This is a genomic window from Micrococcus sp. iso_229 (assembly GCF_058072725.1).
Window position 1 is genome coordinate 726,353 of sequence record NZ_CM176514.1, and the last position, 19,888, is coordinate 746,240.

The 19,888-nt window shown below is 74.2% G+C and carries 14 protein-coding genes; 11 read left to right on the forward strand and 3 right to left on the reverse strand.

Translation table 11 applies throughout. The features are described 5' to 3' along the window. The first annotated feature begins 18 nt into the window (after positions 1-18). From AC3RKA_RS03400 to dapF, 8 genes are all read left to right on the forward strand, one after another. Positions 19-1,119 (forward strand): class I SAM-dependent methyltransferase, encoded by a 1,101-nt coding sequence (locus tag AC3RKA_RS03400; protein ID WP_143741612.1) that lies wholly within the window; start codon positions 19-21, stop codon positions 1,117-1,119. Beyond that, positions 1,116-4,442 (forward strand): glycosyltransferase family protein, encoded by a 3,327-nt coding sequence (locus AC3RKA_RS03405; RefSeq protein ID WP_098471416.1) that lies wholly within the window; start codon positions 1,116-1,118, stop codon positions 4,440-4,442. The genes AC3RKA_RS03400 and AC3RKA_RS03405 overlap by 4 nt, the downstream gene beginning before the upstream one ends. After that, the gene (locus AC3RKA_RS03410; protein WP_489727498.1) at positions 4,439-6,553 is read left to right on the forward strand and encodes a DUF6270 domain-containing protein; all 2,115 of its coding nucleotides are present in this window, start codon (positions 4,439-4,441) and stop codon (positions 6,551-6,553) included. Before AC3RKA_RS03405 ends, AC3RKA_RS03410 begins: the two co-directional genes overlap by 4 nt. A gap of 256 nt (positions 6,554-6,809) precedes the next feature. Continuing rightward, the gene (recA, locus tag AC3RKA_RS03415) at positions 6,810-7,874 is read left to right on the forward strand and encodes a recombinase RecA (protein WP_036315035.1); all 1,065 of its coding nucleotides are present in this window, start codon (positions 6,810-6,812) and stop codon (positions 7,872-7,874) included. Next, on the forward strand, positions 7,871-8,887 hold the full coding sequence (locus tag AC3RKA_RS03420; protein WP_489727499.1) for a regulatory protein RecX: 1,017 nt from the start codon (positions 7,871-7,873) through the stop codon (positions 8,885-8,887). Before recA ends, AC3RKA_RS03420 begins: the two co-directional genes overlap by 4 nt. Before the next feature lie 39 nt (positions 8,888-8,926). Further along, positions 8,927-10,474 (forward strand): tRNA (N6-isopentenyl adenosine(37)-C2)-methylthiotransferase MiaB, encoded by a 1,548-nt coding sequence (gene miaB, locus AC3RKA_RS03425; RefSeq protein ID WP_049161757.1) that lies wholly within the window; start codon positions 8,927-8,929, stop codon positions 10,472-10,474. Further along, complete coding sequence (gene miaA, locus AC3RKA_RS03430; RefSeq protein ID WP_098471841.1) at positions 10,474-11,412, forward strand: tRNA (adenosine(37)-N6)-dimethylallyltransferase MiaA; 939 nt, start codon at positions 10,474-10,476, stop codon at positions 11,410-11,412. Before miaB ends, miaA begins: the two co-directional genes overlap by 1 nt. Before the next feature lie 9 nt (positions 11,413-11,421). Beyond that, positions 11,422-12,375, forward strand: coding sequence for a diaminopimelate epimerase (dapF, locus tag AC3RKA_RS03435; RefSeq protein ID WP_489727500.1), 954 nt, complete (start codon positions 11,422-11,424; stop codon positions 12,373-12,375). 57 nt (positions 12,376-12,432) lie between these two features. Here the strand turns inward: dapF and AC3RKA_RS03440 are convergent, their stop codons facing one another. Together AC3RKA_RS03440 and AC3RKA_RS03445 are read right to left on the reverse strand one after the other, a co-directional pair. Next, on the reverse strand, positions 12,433-13,068 hold the full coding sequence (locus AC3RKA_RS03440) for a class I SAM-dependent methyltransferase (RefSeq protein WP_010079101.1): 636 nt from the start codon (positions 13,066-13,068) through the stop codon (positions 12,433-12,435). Between the two features lie 25 nt (positions 13,069-13,093). Further along, positions 13,094-14,257 (reverse strand): NAD(P)-binding domain-containing protein, encoded by a 1,164-nt coding sequence (locus AC3RKA_RS03445; RefSeq protein ID WP_489727501.1) that lies wholly within the window; start codon positions 14,255-14,257, stop codon positions 13,094-13,096. Positions 14,258-14,700: 443 nt separating this feature from the next. On the opposite strand from AC3RKA_RS03445, the gene hflX reads away from it, so the two are divergent. After that, positions 14,701-16,341, forward strand: a complete 1,641-nt coding sequence (gene hflX, locus AC3RKA_RS03450) for a GTPase HflX (RefSeq protein WP_049158378.1) — start codon at positions 14,701-14,703, stop codon at positions 16,339-16,341. Continuing rightward, positions 16,338-18,437, forward strand: a complete 2,100-nt coding sequence (locus AC3RKA_RS03455; RefSeq protein ID WP_489727502.1) for an ATP-dependent DNA helicase — start codon at positions 16,338-16,340, stop codon at positions 18,435-18,437. The genes hflX and AC3RKA_RS03455 overlap by 4 nt, the downstream gene beginning before the upstream one ends. Positions 18,438-18,485: 48 nt before the next feature. Here the strand turns inward: AC3RKA_RS03455 and lexA are convergent, their stop codons facing one another. Beyond that, complete coding sequence (gene lexA, locus AC3RKA_RS03460) at positions 18,486-19,202, reverse strand: transcriptional repressor LexA (protein ID WP_004167707.1); 717 nt, start codon at positions 19,200-19,202, stop codon at positions 18,486-18,488. Positions 19,203-19,496: 294 nt separating this feature from the next. On the opposite strand from lexA, the gene AC3RKA_RS03465 reads away from it, so the two are divergent. Then, complete coding sequence (locus AC3RKA_RS03465) at positions 19,497-19,871, forward strand: LysM peptidoglycan-binding domain-containing protein (protein WP_004167706.1); 375 nt, start codon at positions 19,497-19,499, stop codon at positions 19,869-19,871. Positions 19,872-19,888: the final 17 nt, after the last annotated feature.

The window sequence follows — 19,888 nt, forward strand, 5'->3', positions numbered from 1 at the left end:
CAGCAGACAGGAGCCGTGGTGACGTCAGCGCAGGACCCCCCGGAGCGTACGGCACGGATGGCCGCGGCCCTCGCCCCTGGGGACCTCGTCGTGGCGGTGGGCGCCGACCTGAGCGACCATGCACTCCATCTGGCCTGCGCCGCCGGGGCGCACGTCCTGGCCGTGACGCCGGATCCGCGACGGGCCGCCGACGTCGAGCAGTCCGCGCGCCGACGCGACCTCCACGACCGGGTCGAGGTGCACACCTGCGCGCTCGGCGCGCTCCCGGATCAGTCGGCGCGCGACGTGCCGGGGCGTACCGTGGACGGTCTCGTCGGCCGACGTGTGGTGCGCATGCTCGCGATCGACGTCGACGGGCTCGGGCCCGAAGTGCTCGAGGGCGCGAGGGACACGCTGCGCCGCGGCAGGCCGCTCGTGTGGATCGACTGCCCCGACGAGCGGGCGTACCGGGCCGTCGCCGCCGTGCTCTGGCCGCTCGGCTATCGGGTGCAGGACATGCAGGACTGCTCCCCGACGCTGCTGTTCGCCCCGGCCGCCCCGGGCGTCGGCCCGGTCGACGATCCGGGCGTCGACGCGGCATTGCGGCGGCTGTATGCCGAGCGCCGGACCGTCGAGGCCCTGCGTGGGCGGCTCCGGTGCGAGGGCGAGGGCGCCGACACCGCCGGCGTCGTCGGGCTCCACGGCACCGGGATCTCGGAGATCGAAGCCGGGGCACGGGATGACGTCGTGGTGATGCGCGCCGAGCTGGCCGCCGCCCGGCGTCGCGTCGAGGAACTCGAAGCGCGGGCCCGGCGGGACCGGGAGGACTTCCGGGTGCTGCGCGGCTTCGTCGAAGACGTCCAGCAGCGGCTCTGGGAGGAGAGGCAGGCCAGGGCCGCACGCGAGGCCGCCGGTGAGCGGCTGCGCGAGGTGGAAGAGGCGCTCGGCCGCGTGGCCGAGGAGAAGGAACGGGTGGCCGCCACGGCCCGGGAGGCCCGGTCGGCGCTGCGCCGGGTGCGCGCCTCCCGCACCTACCGCGTCGGCCGCGTCCTCGGCGAGGCCCGAACCCTGCAGGGGGCTCGGCGCGCCCTTCCGCGTCTGGTCTCGATCATCCGTGAGAACCGGAAGGACGACGCATGAGCCGCTCCGCCCCCGAGCCCGTCGTGCCCGAGGAGATGACGGCGCGCCGGCGCCCCGGCCCCTCCGTGCCGGTCCGGCGTCGAGCCGGGCGCGCGGGCCGTCTGGTGGTCGCGTGCATCCTGGACGAGTTCTCGCACACCGCCTTCGAGAGCGAGGCCGACCTCGTCCCACTGTCCATGGAGTTCTGGCGTGCGGAGCTCACCGCGGCCCGCCCGGACCTGCTGTTCGTGGAGTCCGCGTGGCGGGGTCACCGGCAGGCCTGGTGGAACACCGTGCACCGACTCGGACCGGAGCTGCGCGGGATCCTGGAATGGTGCCGCGATCGCGGCGTGCCCACGGCCTTCTGGAACAAGGAGGACCCGGTCCACTTCAACACGTTCCTGACGACGGCGGGCCAGTTCGACGCGGTGTTCACGACGGACCTGGACTGTGTGCCCCGCTACAAGCGGGAACTGGGCCACGACAACGTCCACTTCCTGCCCTTCGCGGCGCAGCCCGCCGAGTCGAATCCGGCCGAGGTCTTCGATCGGGTCGACGGCTGTGCCTTCGCCGGGGCCTACTATGCGCGCTATCCGGAGCGGCTGGCCGACCTGCGGGAGCTCTCCGCGGAGCTGTCGTCCGAGGGTCGCCGGTTCGACGTCTACGACCGCAACCTCGGCCGTCCCCCGTCGGGCTACACGTTCCCCGAGGAGTACGACCGGTTCATCGTGGGCGGCGCGCTCACCCCGGACCTGTTGGACGTGCCCTACAAGGGCTACACCGTCAACCTCAACCTCAACTCGGTGAAGCAGTCCCAGTCGATGTTCGCTCGGCGGGTGTTCGAGCTGCTGGCGTCGAACACGCTGGTCGTCAGCAACTTCTCGCGCGGACTCCGACTGATGTTCGGGGACCTCGTGATCTCCACGGACTCCGGTCCGGAGCTGCGCCGCCGTGTCGAGGCCCTGGAGGCCGAGCCGAACGGCGTCGAGCGGCTGCGTGCCATGGCCCTGCGCAAGGTCCTGCGCGAGCACACCTACGCCGAGCGGCTCGAGTTCGTGGCCTCCCGGTCCGGGGTCGCGATGCCGGCCGCGGCGGTCGAGCGCCCCCTGCTGGTCCTGCCCGCGTCAGCCGGACACGACCCGTCCGCGGTCCGCGCGCTCGTGACGGACTGGCGGGCGCAGTCGTGGACGGACTGGGTCCTGGCCGTGGTGGCCGCGGACGAGGCCGACCTGGGGGAGTCCGTCGCCGACCCGCGCGTCGTGACGGTGGACGGCCCGGACGCCCTCGACGCCCTCGCGCGGGCGAGGGGCTGCACCAGCGTGGGCACGCTCGACCCAGGCGACTGGTACGGACCGCACTACCTGGAGGACCTGGTCCTCGCCCTCCGGTGGGCCGATGTCGAGGCGGCCGGGCACGACGAGCACATCGCCGTCGTCGACGGCGTCGTGCAGCGCCGACGGGCCGGCACTGCCTGGACCCTGAGCGAGGATCTCCGGCCCGCGCGTTCGCTGGTGCGGCTCAGCGGCGACGTCACGGCGGCCCCCGGCGATGTCACCCGTCTGCTGGCCCAGGACGTCGTGCCGGGCCTGGCCGTCGGGCCCGTCGAGTACGTGGCAGGCGGGGCCGACTCACCGACGCTGTTGCGGGAGCAGGCGGCGACGCTCGAGCTCGACCCGGGGCTGTCGCTCGCGGCGATCCGCGCCCATGCGGACGCCCTCGAGATCGACGAGCCGGACGAGGAGCCGGACGTGCTGGACCTCGGCCGCATCCTCGAGGGCATGGCGACGTTCGACCAGCTGAGCGTCCTCTGGGAGGAGGGCGGCGCACGGGTGAGCTCGACCATGGAGACGGGCCGGCACCAGTACTGGATCAACCCCCTGATCCGACCCGTGGCCGAGGCGGTGCGCGGAACCGAGGAGCAGCTCCACCTCGACGTCGGGGTGGGGCTCGACGTGATGCTCGTGGCGTTCTGGCTGAACGACGCAGGGGAGCGCATCGGCCATGCGATGATCCCGGCGCGCCAGTACACCCGGGTGCGCGTCCCGGCCGAGGCCACGGGCCTACGGTGGGGGCTGCGCGTCAGCGGGACCGGCAGCGCCGTGATCCACCGGGTCGTGCGGGGTCCGTACGTCGCCCCGCCCGTGCCCATGCTGACCGGCAGCCCGGACCTGCTGGTCACGAACATCTACCCGTCGTACGGGAACCTGTACCGCAACGGCTTCGTGCACGCTCGGCGCCGCAGCTACCTCCAGCGGGGCCACCGGATCGAGGTCGTCGTGCTCGGGGCCGGGGACCAGCCACGGTTCCGGGAGTTCGAGGACGTGGACGTGGCGATGCTCCGCCCCGCCGACCTGGCGGCGACGCTGGCCTCGGGGGAGGTGCGCACGCTGATGGTGCACTGCCTCCTGCCCGAGACGTGGGAGGTGCTCAAGACCGCCCCCGCGCTGCCGCCCACCACGGTGTGGACGCACGGGTTCGAGATCCAGCCCTGGTGGCGCCGGCGCTTCAACTACACGACGGCGGCGGAGCTGGAGGCGGCCCAGGCGGCCTCCGAGGCGCGCTTGGCGATGTGGCGGGAGGTGTTCCAGACGACCGGCGACGACGTCCACTTCGTCTTCGTCTCCCGCTGGTTCGCGGAGACCGTCTTCGACGACGTCGGCGTCCGCCTGCCCGAACACCGGTACTCCGTCATCCACAACCCGGTCGACGGCACCGTCTTCCGCTACCGGGAGAAGACGGCCGAGGACCGTCTGCGCATCCTCTCGATCCGGCCGTACCATTCCCGGGTGTACGCGAACGACCTGGCCGTGGCGGCCGTCCTCGACCTCGCGGCCGAGCCGTGGTTCGACGAGCTCGAGTTCACCTTCCTCGGGGACGGGCCGCTCTTCGAGGAGACGATCGCACCGCTGCGCGATCTGCCCAACGTCACGGTGCGCCGCGGCTTCCTGACCCACGCGCAGATCGCGGCCGAGCACGCGCGCCACGGGGTCCTGCTGGTCCCGAGCCGCAGCGACACCCAGGGCGTCAGCCGCGACGAGGCGATGTCCTCGGGTCTGGTGCCCATCACGTCGGCGGTGGCCGCGATCCCCGAATTCGTCGACGAGGAGGTCGCCTTCCTGGCGCCGCCCGAAGACCACCGCGCGCTCGCGGACGCCGTCCGGACGCTGCGCGCAGAGCCCGCGCGGTATCTGCGGATGTCCGCGGCCGCGGCACGCCGGGTCCGCAGACAGTCCGGCGCGGACCACGTGCTGGACGCCGAACTCCGCCTGGCGTTCCGCACCGACGGGGACCACTCCGCTCCGTCGGTCCGTCCCCATCCCGAGAGAGAGGCCCACAGGCCATGACCGCACGCATCGCCGTCGTCGGGAGCGCCCTCACCCGCTCCGCCCTGGTCGCGGACCCCCGGCTCTCCGTGCCCGCCGGGCACTTCCTCGCCCGGGTCTCCATGGCTGGGCTGGGCACCCCGCCCGTCGAGGACGCCGACCTGACCGGGGTCGCCTCGGACTTCCGGCGCGAGCTGGTCCGTCGCGACGTCGACCGCATGCTCGTGGCGGACCTGGTCCGGCTCGATCCCGACGCGATCGTCGTCGACGTCGCCGACGAGCGATTCGCCCTGGACGTGCTCCCGTCCGGGGCCGTCGTGACCGTCTCGCCGGAGTACCTCGAGTCGGCGCCGCCGCAGGACGGCCGGCGCCGGGTGCCCAGCGGCGACGAGGAGCACCTCGCGCTGTGGGTGGCCGGGTGGCGGACCTTCCTCTCCACCCTGGACGCCGTGGGTCTGAGAGAGCGGCTGATCCTGCATCACGGCGGGATGGCGGTCCGCACCGCGGACGGGACCCCCGCCCGGCACGAAGCCGCGATCCTCGCCGCCGCGCGCTACGCGGACCGGCTCGCCGACCGGGCGGCCCAGGACCTCGACCCGGCCCGGGTGGTGCGCGTGGACGACGCGATCAGGCACGCCGCGCCGGCCGACGACGGCACCGCCGACCCGCTGGCCCTCGCCCCGGCGGCCGCCGCCGCGCTGGCCGCCGGGGTGGTCGCCGTGCTGGACGGGCGCGATCCATGGGAGGTCGACGGGCTCGTCGACGTCAGCCCGGACGCGGAGCCCGCCGAGTGCGCCGCGCCGCAGGCCCACGCAGAGCCCGCCGCGCCACAGGCCCCCGCCGAGTCCGCTGCGCCCGAGCCGTCCGCACCGCACCGGGACGTCGTGGAGAGCGACTATGCGAACTACGGGGTCGACCCGGTCCGCTGGGAGTCGGCCGAGGAGTTCGCGGCCTCCGGCTTCGGCCCGGGACTGCACATCCTGCCGCTGCCGGACGGCAACCACCTGGACCTCATCATCCGCGGTGACCTCGGGGGTGTGGGCGAGCGCGAGTCCGTCGTCGTCTTCCTCACGGGTGCGATGAGTCAGCGGAACAGCGTGGCCCCGCCGTTCTTCGCCGGGCGTCGGCTCACCTACGAGCTGGGGATCCCGTGGGTCGCCGTCAGCGACCCCTCGATGCAGCTCGCCGACGACCTCCTCCTCGGGTGGTACACGGGCTCGCCCGGCTCTCAGGCCCACGCCAGGCTGCTCGCCGCTCTGCGGGCGCTGGCGGACGGGCTGGACCGTGACCTGCTCCTGGTGGGCGGGTCCGGGGGCGGCTTCGCGGCGCTGCGGCTGAACGAGGAGCTCGAGGGGCGCAGCAGCGTCTTCGCCTGGAACCCCCAGACGGATCTCCTCGATTACCATCCGCCCACGGTGCGGGACTACCTGCGGACCCTCTTCCCGGGCGAGGACCTCGACCCCGGCTCGGAGCGCGAGGCCGTGGAGGCGCGGCTGGCCGAGGAGGGGATCGGGCACCGGGTGGGCACGCTCGACGCGGGCCGTCGCGTGGTGGTGTTCCAGAACGCGGGCGATCACCACGTGGAGGGGCACCTGCTGCCCCTCGTCCACCGCACCCCGGGCATGACGGGCGGCCCTCGCCGGTTCGCCACGGACGCCGAGCACCAGGTGCGGATCGCCACTTGGGGGGCCGGGCACGCCGCGCTGCCCGCCCACGTGACGGCGCGGGCCGTGGACGCGATGCGTCGGGGCCACTCGGCCTCGACCGTGGCGACGGACATCGACGCGCTGCTGGCGCATGAACGGGGCGACGACTCGGACGGGCCGGACGTCCTGGTCACCGCCGAGCCCGGCGGGCTCTCACGGGTGGACTGGGCCGCCTTCCCGGGAGAGGCCGACGACGGGCACGCCTGCACCCTGTCCCGGATGCTCGGCGAGGACGTCGTGGACCAGGTGGAGCACATCGGTCCGCCCGTGGTGCTGTCCCGGCTGGACGAGGGGGAGCACTGGCGGCTGGAGGCGTTCGACGCGCGCGGTCGGCGGGTCCACGAGATCCACGTCGACGGTCGGGGGGACCCGGTGCCGTCCGGCGGTATGGGCGGCTCCGCCCGGCCCCGTCGCGCCCGGCAGTGACGCCGGCGCGTCCGGGTGCCGGCGGTCCGGCCGCGGCACGGTCTGCGGCCCCGGGACCGTCTGGGGCCCACGCCGGTCTTCGAACACGTGTTCGAAGAATGCGGTAGAGTCCTGCACAGCAGTGCGACGGGGTGATCTCGTGCACAGGCGGGGCGGGCCACGCTTATCGTGTCCGCCGCCCCCCGTAGATTCACGGACATGACCGAGGCGGGCGCTCCAGCGTCCGCGGCAGCACCACCAGAGCTAGGGGTGAAGGATGAGCAAGGTGACGGATCGCGAGAAGGCCCTCGAGGCCGCTCTCGCCCAGATCGACAAGCAGTTCGGCAAGGGTTCCGTCATGCGGCTGGGAGACCAGACCCAGGCACCCGTCGAGGTCATCCCCACGGGCTCGGTGGCCATGGACGTGGCACTGGGCATCGGCGGCCTGCCGCGCGGCCGCGTGGTGGAGATCTACGGCCCGGAGTCCTCGGGCAAGACCACCCTGGCCCTGCACGCGGTGGCCAACGCGCAGCGCAACGGCGGCATCGCGGCCTTCATCGACGCGGAGCACGCCCTGGACCCGGTCTACGCCCGCAAGCTCGGGGTGGATACGGACGCCCTGCTGGTCAGCCAGCCGGACACGGGCGAGCAGGCCCTGGAGATCATGGACATGCTCGTCTCCTCGGGCACCCTGGACATCGTCGTCATCGACTCCGTGGCCGCGTTGACCCCGCGCGCCGAGATCGAGGGCGAGATGGGCGACTCCCACGTCGGCCTGCAGGCCCGCCTCATGTCCCAGGCGCTGCGCAAGGTGACCGGCCGCCTCCACCAGACCAAGACCACGGCCATCTTCATCAACCAGCTGCGCGAGAAGATCGGCGTGTTCTTCGGCTCCCCGGAGACCACCACGGGCGGCAAGGCGCTCAAGTTCTATGCGTCCGTGCGCATCGACGTCCGCCGCATCGAGACCCTCAAGGAGGCCGGCAACCCCGTCGGCAACCGCACCCGCGTGAAGATCGTCAAGAACAAGATGGCCCCGCCCTTCAAGCAGGCCGAGTTCGACATCCTCTACGGGGTCGGCATCTCCCGCGAGGGTGGCCTGATCGACATGGGTGTCGAGGAGGGCATCGTCAAGAAGTCCGGCGCGTGGTTCACCTATGACGGGGACCAGCTCGGGCAGGGCAAGGAGAACGCCCGTCGGTTCCTCCGGGACAACCCGGACCTTGCCAACGAGATCGAGCAGCGCATCCTCACGAAGCTCGGCATCGGCGTGGCCCCGGAGGCCGAGGATGACGAGGCCCCGGCCCTGACCGCGGTTCCGGGGGACACTGCGGCCGGATGACCCGATCGCGCAGGAGCGTCGGAGGCGGGGCCGCCCACCGGTCGGAGACGACCGGCCGGAGCGGCTCCGCCTCCGGTGCGTCCGCGTTCGACGACGCCCGGGACTCGGACGTGGGCCGGATGTGGCTCGACCTGGCCGGCGCACCGGAGCCGACGTCGTCCGACGCGGACGCCACGGACGCCGAGCAGGACGCCGTGCCCGCGCACGACGCCGGAGCCCCCGCAGGGGACGTCCCGGACCACGCCCCCGGCGCGGCACCGGATCTCGGGGCCCTGCTGACCCGCGCGAGCGACCTGCCCAGCCCCGCGCCCGGCGCCGGGCCCCGATCGCTGCCCTGGTCCGAGCGCCAGGACACCCGGGCGGACACCGAGCGCCGGGGCCGACAGCGGTCCACCACGCCCCCGCGGCGTGGCCGTCCTCGCGACGAGGGTCGCCCGGCCGTGGATCCCCGCCCCGCCGTCGAGGCCGATCGCCCCCGACGTCGCCCCGGCCCGGCGCCCCTGCCCACCGCACCGCGTGAGCGCGAGGAGGCCGCACGCGAGGTCGTCCTGCGCCAGCTCGCCCTGGGCCCCCGCTCCCGCGGCCAGCTCGAACGCAAGCTCGCCGAGCGCCAGGCCGAGCCCGAGCTGATCGAGCGCGTCCTCGACCGCTTCGAGGAGGTGCGGCTCGTGGACGACGCCGCCTTCGCCGAGGTCTGGGTCCGCAGCCGTCACCGAAGCAAGGGCCTGGCGCGCCGCGCCATCGGGCACGAGCTCCAGCAGAAGGGCGTGGACCGGGAGATCGCCGCCGAGGCGCTCGAGGCCATCGACGGCGAGGACGAACGGACCGCCGCCCTGGACCTCGTGCGCCGACGGCTGCGGGGCCGCACCGCCCCCGGCGGTGCCTCGCCGGAGGCCCGGGCCGAGCGGGACAAGGTGACCCGCCGCCTCGTCGGCATGCTGGGACGCAAGGGCTACGGCGGCGGCCTCGCGTTCGCCGTCGTGAAGGAGGTCCTCGCCGAGCACGAGGAGTGAGCGGCCCCGGGCCGCGCCCGGAGTTCCTAGAATGGTGCGGTGACTCTGACGGACCCCACCCCCCGCACCACCCCGCTCGCGCAGGACGGCGCCACCGCGCGCCCGCACGAGGGTCTGACCTATGAGGTCCGCACCTTCGGCTGCCAGATGAACGTGCACGACTCCGAGCGCATCTCCGGCCTGCTCGAGTCCACCGGCTACGCCCCGGCCGCCGAGGACGCCCAGGCCGACCTCGTGGTCTTCAACACGTGCGCGGTCCGCGAGAACGCGGACAACCGCCTGTACGGCAACCTCGGCAACCTGCGCGCGGTGAAGGACGCGCACCCGGGCATGCAGATCGCCGTCGGCGGGTGCCTCGCCCAGAAGGACCAGGCCGCCATCCAGCGCAGGGCCCCGTGGGTGGACGTCGTCTTCGGCACCCACAACATCGGCTCCCTGCCCGTGCTGCTGGAGCGCTCCCGCCACAACGCCGAGGCCGAGATCGAGATCCTCGAGTCGCTCGAGGTGTTCCCCTCCACCCTGCCCACCAAGCGCGACTCCACGCACTCCGGCTGGGTGTCCATCTCCGTGGGCTGCAACAACACGTGCACGTTCTGCATCGTCCCGTCGCTGCGCGGCAAGGAGAAGGACCGCCGCCCCGGGGAGATCCTCGCCGAGGTGCAGGCACTCGTCGACGCCGGCGCCGTCGAGGTGACGCTGCTGGGCCAGAACGTGAACACCTACGGCGTCGAGTTCGGCGACCGCGGCGCGTTCGCCAAGCTGCTGCGCGCATGCGGGGAGATCGAGGGCCTCGAACGCGTCCGCTTCACCAGCCCCCACCCGGCCGCGTTCACGGACGACGTCATCGACGCGATGGCCGAGACCCCCAACGTCATGCCGCAGCTGCACATGCCCCTGCAGTCAGGCTCGGACAAGGTGCTCAAGGACATGCGCCGCTCCTACCGGTCCGCGAAGTTCCTGCGGATCCTGGAGAAGGTGCGCGAGCGCATCCCGCACGCCGCCATCACCACGGACATCATCGTCGGCTTCCCCGGGGAGACCGAGGAGGACTTCGCCGAGACGATGCGGGTGGTCGAGGCCTCCCGCTTCTCCTCCGCGTTCACCTTCCAGTACTCCATCCGCCCGGGGACCCCGGCCGGGGAGATGGACCACCAGGTGCCCAAGGCCGTCGTCCAGGAGCGCTTCGAGCGCCTCGTGGCACTGCAGGACCGCATCTCGGCCGAGGAGATGGCCACGCTCGTCGGCACCCGCCAGGAACTGCTCGTCACCGCCGCCTCCGGCTCCAAGGCCGCGGAGCGCGGCCGCCTGTCCGGGCGCGCACCCGACAACCGGCTCGTGCACTTCTCCGTGCCCGCCGGCGCCGAGACCCCCCGCCCCGGCGACTTCGTCACCGTGACGGTCACCGAGGCCCACCCCTTCTTCGCCGTCGCCGACCCGACCGCACAGGACTACGTCCTGCGCCGCTCCCGCGCCGGTGACGCGTGGGACCGCGCCCAGGCCGAGTCGTGCGGCGCGCCCGCCCCCGGCACGGCGGGCGGCTCCGGGGCCACGAGCCTCGGCATGCCGACCCTGCGCCCGCGGTCCTGATGTCCGCCGCCGCGGCCTGCCCGCCCGTCGTCGCCGTGGTCGGGGCGACGGCGACGGGCAAGTCCGCCCTCGCCGTCGCCCTGGCGCACGCGCTGGACGGCGAGGTGGTCAACGGGGACGCCCTGCAGTTCTACCGGGGGATGGACGTGGGCACGGCGAAGGTCACCCAGGCGGAACGCGAGGGCGTCCCGCACCATCTGCTGGACGTGCTCGACGTCGGCCAGGAGGCCTCGGTGGCGGCCTTCCAGTCCGCGGCCCGCGACCTGTTCGACCAGATCCGCGTGCGGGGTCGGACCCCGATCCTCGTGGGCGGCTCCGGGCTGTACGTGCGGGCGGCGCTGGACGTGCTCGAGTTCCCGCCCACGGACCCGGTGCTGCGGGCCGAGCTGGAGGCGCGGGCGCAGCGGGAGGGCCTGGCCGGGCTGAGGGCCGAGCTGGCCGCCCTGGACCCGGTCTCGGCGGAGCGGCTGCAGGACGCCCGCCGCATCGTGCGCGCGCTGGAGGTGTGCCGGCTGACGGGCCGCCCGTTCTCCGCGTTCATGCCGGAGCGCACGTACGCCCCGGAGGTCGCCCCCGCGGTGCAGCTCGGCCTGCGCCTGGACCGGGCCGAGCTGCACCAGCGGATCGCGGCCCGGGTGGAGCGCATGCTGGCCGAGGGCCTGCTGGACGAGGTCCGCCGCCTCGACGTCCCCGGGCCGGACGGGCTGCGGCGGGGACCGACCGCGTCCCGCGCGATCGGCTACGCCCAGATGCTCGCCGTCCTCGACGGCGAGCTCACCGAGGCGGAGGCGGCCGAGCAGACCGTCGTGGCCACGCGGCGCTTCGCCCGACGCCAGGAGACCTGGTTCCGGGCCGACCCGCGCGTCGTCTGGCTCGACGCGCAGGGCGAGGACGTCGTGGCGGAGGCGCTCGCCGTCGTCGCCGGGGGCGCCCCCTAGACTGGGCCCATGACCGAGCAGCCCGCAGCGCCCGCCGCCCAGGACCCCCTCCACGCGAGCGCGCCGCGCGTGCCGTTCACGAAGGGCCATGGCACGGGCAACGACTTCGTGCTGATCGCCGATCCGGACGGCAACACGCAGCTCGACGCCGAACGCGTCGCACGGCTGGCCGACCGGCACCGGGGGATCGGCGCCGACGGCGTCATCCGCGCCGTGCGGTCCGCGCGCCTGCCGGAGGGTGAGGCGCTGCTCGCCGAGCACCCCGAGGCCGAGTGGTTCATGGACTACCGCAACGGCGACGGCTCGATCGCCGAGATGTGCGGCAACGGGGTGCGCGTCTTCGCGCACTTCCTGGTCGAGAAGGGCCTCGTGGACCTGGCCCCCGGCCAAGCGATCACCATCGGCACGCGCGCCGGCGTGAAGGCCGTGACCCGGCTCGAGCACGGCTACGCGATCGACATGGGCCCCTGGTCCTACCTCGACCCCGAGCTGGCGGAGGAGGCGGCGTCGGACTCGATGGTCCTCGCCCACGGCCTCACCGATCCGCGGCCGGCGCTGAGCGTGTCGATGGGCAACCCCCACACCGTGGTCCCGCTGGCCTCCTTCGCCGACCTGGAGGGCCTGGACCTGGGCCGCGCCCCGGAGGTGGACCCCGCTCCGCCGCACGGCACGAACGTCGAGTTCGTGGCCGCGCACGAGCCGCTCGTGCGCGAGGGCGTGGGCCGCGTGCGGATGCGCGTGCACGAGCGCGGGGTGGGCGAGACCCAGTCCTGCGGGACGGGCGCGTGCGCGGCGGCGGTGGCGATGCGCGCGTGGTCGGGCGACCAGGGCTCGGACTCGTGGCTCGTCGAGGTGCCCGGCGGCGTGCTGGCTGTGGACGTCGTGCCGGGCCCGGAGGGGGCCGAGCACGTGGTCCTCTCGGGCCCGGCCGAGCTGGTCTTCGACGGCGAACTCACCGCCTGACCGCTTTCGTTCGGGAAACGGCGGGCCACGAACCGCTGTCGTTCGGGAAACGGCGCCTCAGCGCGCCCGCGCCACCCGCAGGATCCGGAAGCCCTTGACGCTGTCCGCCCGCTCCGCGGTGAACCGGCCGGGCGCGCGCTCCTCGAGCATCCGGCCGATCCACGGCAGCAGCGAGTCCGCGCCGAGGTTCTTCTGCACCACCAGCCAGGCCTCGCCGCCGGGGGCCAGGCGTGGCAGCCACCGCTCCAGCAGGGCGTGCAGTGCCGGCTTGCCGATCCGGATGGGCGGGTTGGACCAGATGAGGTCGAACTCCGCGCCCTCGGGGACGTCCTCCGGCCGCAGTGCCACGACGTTGCCGAGGCCCAGCGCCGCGGCGTTGTCGCGGGTCAGCTGCAGGGAGCGGTCGTTGACCTCGACGGCGGTCACCTCCGCCTCGGGCGACCGCAGCGCCAGCGTGAGGGCGATCGGTCCCCAGCCCGCGCCGACGTCGAGGAACCGGCCCGTCGCCGGCGGCGCGGGCACGGCCGAGAACAGGGCCGCGGTGCCCTTGTCCAGACCGTCCGGCGAGAAGATCCCGTTGGCCGTCTGGACCTCGACGTCGCGGCCGGCCAGGCGGGTCCGCAGGGTGCGGCGCCGCTCGGGCGCGGAGGGGTCGGCGTCGAAGTAGTGGGATGCGGAGCTCACGGCGACCATGGTAGCCAGCGGGTCGTCGCGGCCCTCAGCCCGACGCCGGCCCGGCCAGGTCCGCGAGGATCGCGCGCACGGCGTCGCGCCCGGCGCGGTTGGCCCCGACCGTGGACTGGGAGGGCCCGTAGCCGAGGAGGAACAGGCGCGGCTCGTCCAGGGCGCGCCCGCCCGCCACGCGGATGCCGCCGGCGGGCGTGCGCAGCCGCAGCGGAGTGAGGTGCCGGATCGCCGGCCGGAAGCCGGTGGCCCAGAGGATCACGTCCGCCGGTTCGAACGAGCCGTCGGGCATCCGCACCCCGTCCGGCTCGACGGCCGTGAACATGGGGTGGCGCACCAGCACGCCTCGCGTCTCGGCCTCGCGCACCCAGGACGAGCGGTGCATCCCGGTCGCCTCGACCACGGAGCCCGGCGGCAGGCCCGCACGGGTCCGTTCGTCCACCCCGCGCACCGACTCGGCCAGGGCGCCGGGCGCGGCCGAGTCCTGCCACTGCGGCTCGCGGCGGGTCACCCACAGGGTGTCCGCGACCGTGGAGATCTCGGCCAGCAGCTGCGTCGCCGAGACGCCCATGCCCACGATCACCACCCGCTGCCCGGCGAACTCGTCCTTGGACACGTAGTCATGGGTGTGCAGCTGCCGGCCGCGGAACGAGCGCATCCCGGGCACCGAGGGCCACCGCGGGGACGTCCAGGTGCCGGTCGCGTTGACCACGAAGTCCGCCCGCCACGTGCCCGGCGCCCCGTCCGTACGGACGAAGAACCCGCGCGCACGTCCCGGCTCGCCGATCCGCTCGACGCGCCTCACACGCACGGGCCGCCGGATCGGGAGGGCGAACCGTGCCTCGTAGTCCGCGAAGTAGGCCGGCAGCAGGGCGTTGGCGCGCGCGGCCGGGTCGGCCGGCGGCACCGGGTCGCCGGGCAGCTCGTGGATGTGGTTGACGGTGGCCATCGTGAGCGAGTCCCAGCGGTGCTGCCACGCCCCGCCCGGGGCGGTCTCCGCGTCGAGCAACACGAACGTGCCGGGGGCGTCCTCGGGGACGCCGGCGGCGCCGTCGTCGTTCGGAGCCAGCCCCACGAAGCCGCGGCGGCGCAGGTGGTAGGCGGCGGACAGCCCCGCCTGGCCCGCGCCGATCACGACGACGGTCGCCCGGCCCGTCCGGCCGGGCTGCGGCGGGGCGGGGGAGGGGGACGCGGTCATGCCCGCAGGATACGTGGGCGTCGTCGGCGGACCGGGCGTCGGGGCTCCTGTCGCCCACGCGCGCCGCCCGGTATACTCGACGCTCATGTGGATCTTCCTGCGCTGACGCCCCCGCGTCACTGCCCGCCCCCGCCCCTCGCGCGCCCGCCTCGGATGAGGCCGTCGAGCGCGCCCCGGCACCTGAGGGAGATCCCACCATGGACCACCTGGTCCGCCCCTGCACGCCCACCGACGAGACCTCGTGGCTGCGGTGCCGCGTGCTCGCCTGCCTCACGCCGACGGAGCCGCCCAGAGGTTGTCGCCACGCGCCGCCGACCCTCGCCCACACGGCCGTGCGCGTCACCCACCACGTCCGCCCCCTGCGGACAGCCGCCTAACGCGTCCGCCAACCCCTCTACCCTGAGACCATCGGGCCGCCCGACCGCGGCGGCCCAGAGGAGACCATGACTGAGAAGAACCAGCACACCCCCGGCCCCCAGGGCGCCCACGGCTCCGAGGACGAGATCCAGGCCGTGATCGACCGCATCCTGGCCGCCGATGACGCTCGCCGCGCCTCCGACCGCGAGGCGACCGGGCGCGGCTCCGCGGACAGCGTGGCCGCGGACCACGAGGGCGCCCTCGACACCGGCACCCCGGATCGCTCCGCCGCGCTCGCGGGCCGCGCACTCGCCCTGGACGAGGGCGAGGACGGCCACACGGATGCCGACGGCGACCAGGACGAGCTCGCCGCGCGCCACTCCCTCAAGCGCGTGCAGGGCCTGTCCACCGAGCTCGAGGACATGACCGAGGTCGAGTACCGCCAGCTGCGCCTGGAGCGCGTGGTGCTGGCGGGGGTCTGGACCGAGGGATCCGCGGAGGACGCGGAGAACTCCCTGCGGGAGCTCGCCGCGCTCGCCGAGACCGCGGGCTCGGAGGTGCTCGACGGCGTCATCCAGCGTCGCGCCACCCCGGACCCGGCCACGTTCCTCGGCAAGGGCAAGGCGCAGGAGCTCGCCGAGATCGTGGCGCTCTCCGGCGCGGACACCGTGGTGGTGGACTCCGAGCTCGCCCCGTCCCAGCGCCGCGCGCTGGAGGACGTGGTGCGGGTGAAGGTCATCGACCGGACCGCGCTGATCCTGGACATCTTCGCCCAGCACGCGAGCTCGCGTGAGGGCCGCGCCCAGGTCGAGCTCGCGCAGCTCGAGTACCTGCTGCCGCGCCTGCGCGGCTGGGGCGAGTCCATGTCCCGGCAGGCCGGCGGCCGTGCCGCCGCCGGCGAGGGCATCGGCTCCCGCGGCCCCGGCGAGACCAAGATCGAGCTGGACCGCCGCCGCATCCGCACTCGTATGGCGAAGCTGCGCCGGGACATCGCCGGGATGAAGCCGGCACGCGAGGCCAAGCGCGCCAACCGTCGTCGCAACCGGGTGCCGTCCGTGGCGATCGCCGGCTACACCAACGCCGGCAAGTCGTCCCTGCTCAACCGCCTCACCCACGCCGGGGTGCTCGTGGAGAACGCCCTGTTCGCCACGCTGGACCCCACCGTGCGCAAGGCCATGACGCCGGACGGCATCGGCTACACCCTCTCGGACACGGTCGGCTTCGTGCGGAACCTGCCCACGCAGCTGGTCGAGGCGTTCCGCTCCACTCTCGAGGAGGTCGCGGACGCGGACGTCATCCTGCACGTCGTGGACGGCTCGCACCCGGACCCGGAGGGCCAGATCGCCGCGGTGCGCTCCGTGTTCGCGGAGGTGGACGCGCACCGGATCCCCGAGATCATCGTGCTGAACAAGGCAGACGCAGCGGACCCGGCCGTCGTCGCCCGGATCCGGTCCAAGGAGCCCCACGCCGTGGTGGTCTCCGCGCGCACCGGCGAGGGCATCGACGAGCTGGAGCGCGCCATCGCGGCCACCATCCCGCGGCCGGACGTGCGGCTCGAACTGCTGGTCCCGTTCACCCGGGGTGAGCTGGTCTCCCGCCTGCACTCGGCGGACGCGGAGATCCTCGCCGAGGGCTACGAGGAGGGCGGCACCCGCCTGTCCGTGCTGGTCCGTGAGGACATCGCGCCGGACTTCGCCGAGTTCGTCGTGGAGGCGGACGCGTCGTGAGCGACGGGGTGAAGGAAGCCGGGGCGGGCGGCGCGCAGCCGCGCACGGAGCACGAGCGCGAGGCGCTGCGCCTGCTGGATGTCGCGGTGCAGGCCACCGGCGGCCAGCACCGTGCGGGCCAGCGGGAGATGGTGCTGCAGGTGGCGCGCGCCCTCGAGTCGCGCCGTCACCTGCTCGTGCAGGCCGGCACCGGCACCGGCAAGTCCCTGGCCTACCTGATCCCCGCCCTCCAGCACGCGATGACGCAGGAGGACCCCGTCGTCGTCGCCACGGCCACGCTCGCGCTGCAGGCCCAGATCATGAAGCGGGATGCCCCACGGCTGGTCGAGGCGCTCAAGGACGAGCTGCCCCGCGAGCCCGTCGTCGCCCTGGTCAAGGGCCGCTCCAACTACCTGTGTCGCCACAAGGTGGACGGCGGCTACCCCGGGGACGAGGGCGAGGAGGCCCTCTTCACGGTCGCCGACGACGGCGGGATGATCGGCTCCGCCACGGACGGCGCCGCCGGGCCCTCCTCCCTGTTGGGCAAGGAGGTCATGTACCTGCGGGCGTGGGCGGACCAGACCGAGACCGGGGACCGCGACGACCTCGAGGTCCCCGTCACCGACCGCGCGTGGCGGCAGGTCTCCGTGTCCGCGGTCGACTGCCTCGGCGCGTCCCGCTGCCCCCAGGCCGAGGAGTGCTTCTCTGAGCGTGCCCGCGCGGACGCGGCGGACGCGGACGTCGTGGTCACCAACCACGCGATGCTCGCCATCAGCGCCTTCGAGGGGCTCGCGGTGCTGCCGGCGTACTCGGCCGTCGTGGTGGACGAGGCCCACGAGCTCCAGGACCGGGTGACCGGTGCGGTCACCGGGCAGCTGTCCGGGTCGATCGTGCACGGCGCGGCCACCTCGCTGCGCCGCCACACCACCGTAGCCGTGGAGGACCTGATCGAGGCCGGGGCGGCCCTGGACCGCGCGTTCACGGACACCCCGTCCGGCCTGATCGCCGCGGGCCCGGACGAGGTGCAGGAGCAGGCCCTCACCGGCGTCCTCACGGCCGCGCGCCAGTGCCTGTCCGACCTCGGCCAGGACAAGGACAAGGAGGCCGACGCCGACGGCGGACGGCAGATGGCGCGCTCGCGGATCCTCGAGGTCCTCGAGGTGGTGGAGCGCATGCTCGCGGCCCGGCCCGAGGCCGACTTCCCCGAGGTGCTGTGGGCCACCCGCCCCGGCCACTTCGAGCCCGGCGTGGGCTGGCAGCCGGGGGACGAGACAGACCCGCCCCAGCTCTACGTGGCCCCGCTCTCGGTGGCAGGCAAGCTGCGGGAGGGCCTGTTCGGCAAGGCGACGACGGTGCTCACCTCCGCCACGCTCACCGTGGGCTCGGGGGAGCGCCGGTTCGACTCGGTGGCCGGCGACGTGGGCCTGGCCGGCCCGGACGCCCCGAAGTTCGAGGCCCTCGACGTCGGCAGTCCCTTCGACTACCCGCGTCAGGGCGTGCTCTACGTGGCCCGGCACCTGCCCCGGCCCGGCCGGACGGCCTCGCCCGAGTCCCTCGATGAGCTCGAGGCGCTCCTGAGGGCGTCGCAGGGCGGGGCCCTCGGCCTGTTCTCCTCGCGCCGGGCGGCTGAGGACGCCGCCGCCGAGATGCGCCGTCGGCTCGGGCCGAAGGCCACGATCCTGTGTCAGGGGGACGCGACCCTCTCCGCCCTCGTGCGCCAGTTCGCCGAGGAGCCGGACACGTCCCTGTTCGGCACCATGAGCCTGTGGCAGGGTGTGGACGTGCCGGGGAACTCGCTGCGGCTCGTGGTGATCGACCGCATCCCGTTCCCGCGGCCGGACGACCCGCTCTCCCAGGCCCGCACCCGGGACGTCGCCCGGCACGGCGGCAACGGGTTCATGCGGATCTCCGCCACGCACGCGGCCGTGCGCATGGCCCAGGGCGCCGGGCGCCTCGTGCGCTCCGTGACGGACCGCGGCGTGGTGGCCGTGCTGGACCCCCGCCTGGCCACCGAGCGGTACGGCGGCTACATCACGAGCGCCCTGCCGGACTTCTGGCGCACCACGGACGGCGACGTCGTCCGCGGGGTGCTGGCACGGCTCGCCTCGGGCGATTGACCTCGCTCGGCCTCGGACCGTCGGCCCGGCCCGGTAGGAGGGCGCGGGTCAGAGCGAGCGCAGGACCGTGACGACGCGCCCCATCACGGTGGCGTGATCGCCGAGGATGGGCTCGTAGGCCGTGTTCTGGGGCAGGAGCCACGTGTGCCCGTCACGGCGGCGGAAGGTCTTCACCGTGGCCTCGTCGTCGAGCAGGGCCGCGACGATGTCGCCGTTCTCCGCCGTCTCCTGCCGGCGCACCACCACCCAGTCGCCGTCGCAGATCGCGGCGTCCACCATCGAGTCGCCCGTGACGCGCAGCATGAACAGCTCGCCCTCGCCCGTGAGGCGGCGCGGGATCGCCATGACGTCCTCGACCTGCTGCTCGGCCAGGACGGGGCCGCCCGCCGCGATGCGGCCGACCCAGGGGACCGGTACGCTGTCCGCCCCGTCCGCGCCGGTGTGCCACGCGGGGATCGCGGAGACCTGCGACGACGGCGCAGCGGCGGGGGAGGCGGCCTCACCCAGCGGGGTGCCGTCCACGTCGCGCAGCACCTCGAGGGCACGCGGGCGGCCCGGGTCGCGCCGGATGTAGCCGTGTCGCTCGAGACGGCCGAGCTGGTGCGTGACGGAGGAGAGCGAGGCCAGGCCCGCGGCGTCGCCGATCTCGCGCATGGAGGGCGGGTAGCCGTGGTCGGCGATCGCGTCCCGGATGGTCTGCACGATCCGCCGCTGGCGGTCGGTGAGCGGCGCGCGCGCCGCCGGCTGATCGTCGGTGGTGCTCATGGCTGCCGTCCGTTCTCCCGGGGGTGATGGTGGCCGGCCTCGTGTTCCGGCGTCCGGCTGCCGTCCGGACGCTTACCGTGTCCGCCCCCGCTGGTTGCCTGTGTCCTGGCGGTCCCCGGGGGCGTTCCGGGGCGTCCGTGCATCGCCTCGAGCCTAGAGGAGAGCCGCCTCTCATTCAAAGATATGTTCGATCTCGTCGTGGCGTGTCTCGAACACCTGTGCTAGAAAAGTACTCGAACGGATTCGAACAGATGTTCGATCGCCTGGAGGGCACTCGCCCCGGAGGAGGACACCATGACGCTCACCACCGCCCAGTTCGCCGGCTCGCCCGCGACCGCGCGGCCGCGTCCGGCCACCATCCGTCTGACCCGCCGCGGCCGCCTCGTGCTGCGGGGGATCCCCGTGATCGCCGCGGCCGTGGCCGCCACGCTGGCGGCCGCCTTCTTCCTGGGTGTGCTGCTGTCGCCCGCCGCGGTGTCCGCGGACACCGCAGGACCGGCCACCCAGTCCGTCACGGTCATGCCCGGGGACAGCCTGTGGACCATCGCCACCACGGTGGCGCCGGAGGCGGACGTCTACGAGGTGATCGCCACGATCGACGAGCTCAACGGGCTCGAGGGCCGGGCCCCCGCCCCGGGTGAGGAGCTGTTCGTCCCGGCCATGCGGTGACGCACGGCGGGCCTCGC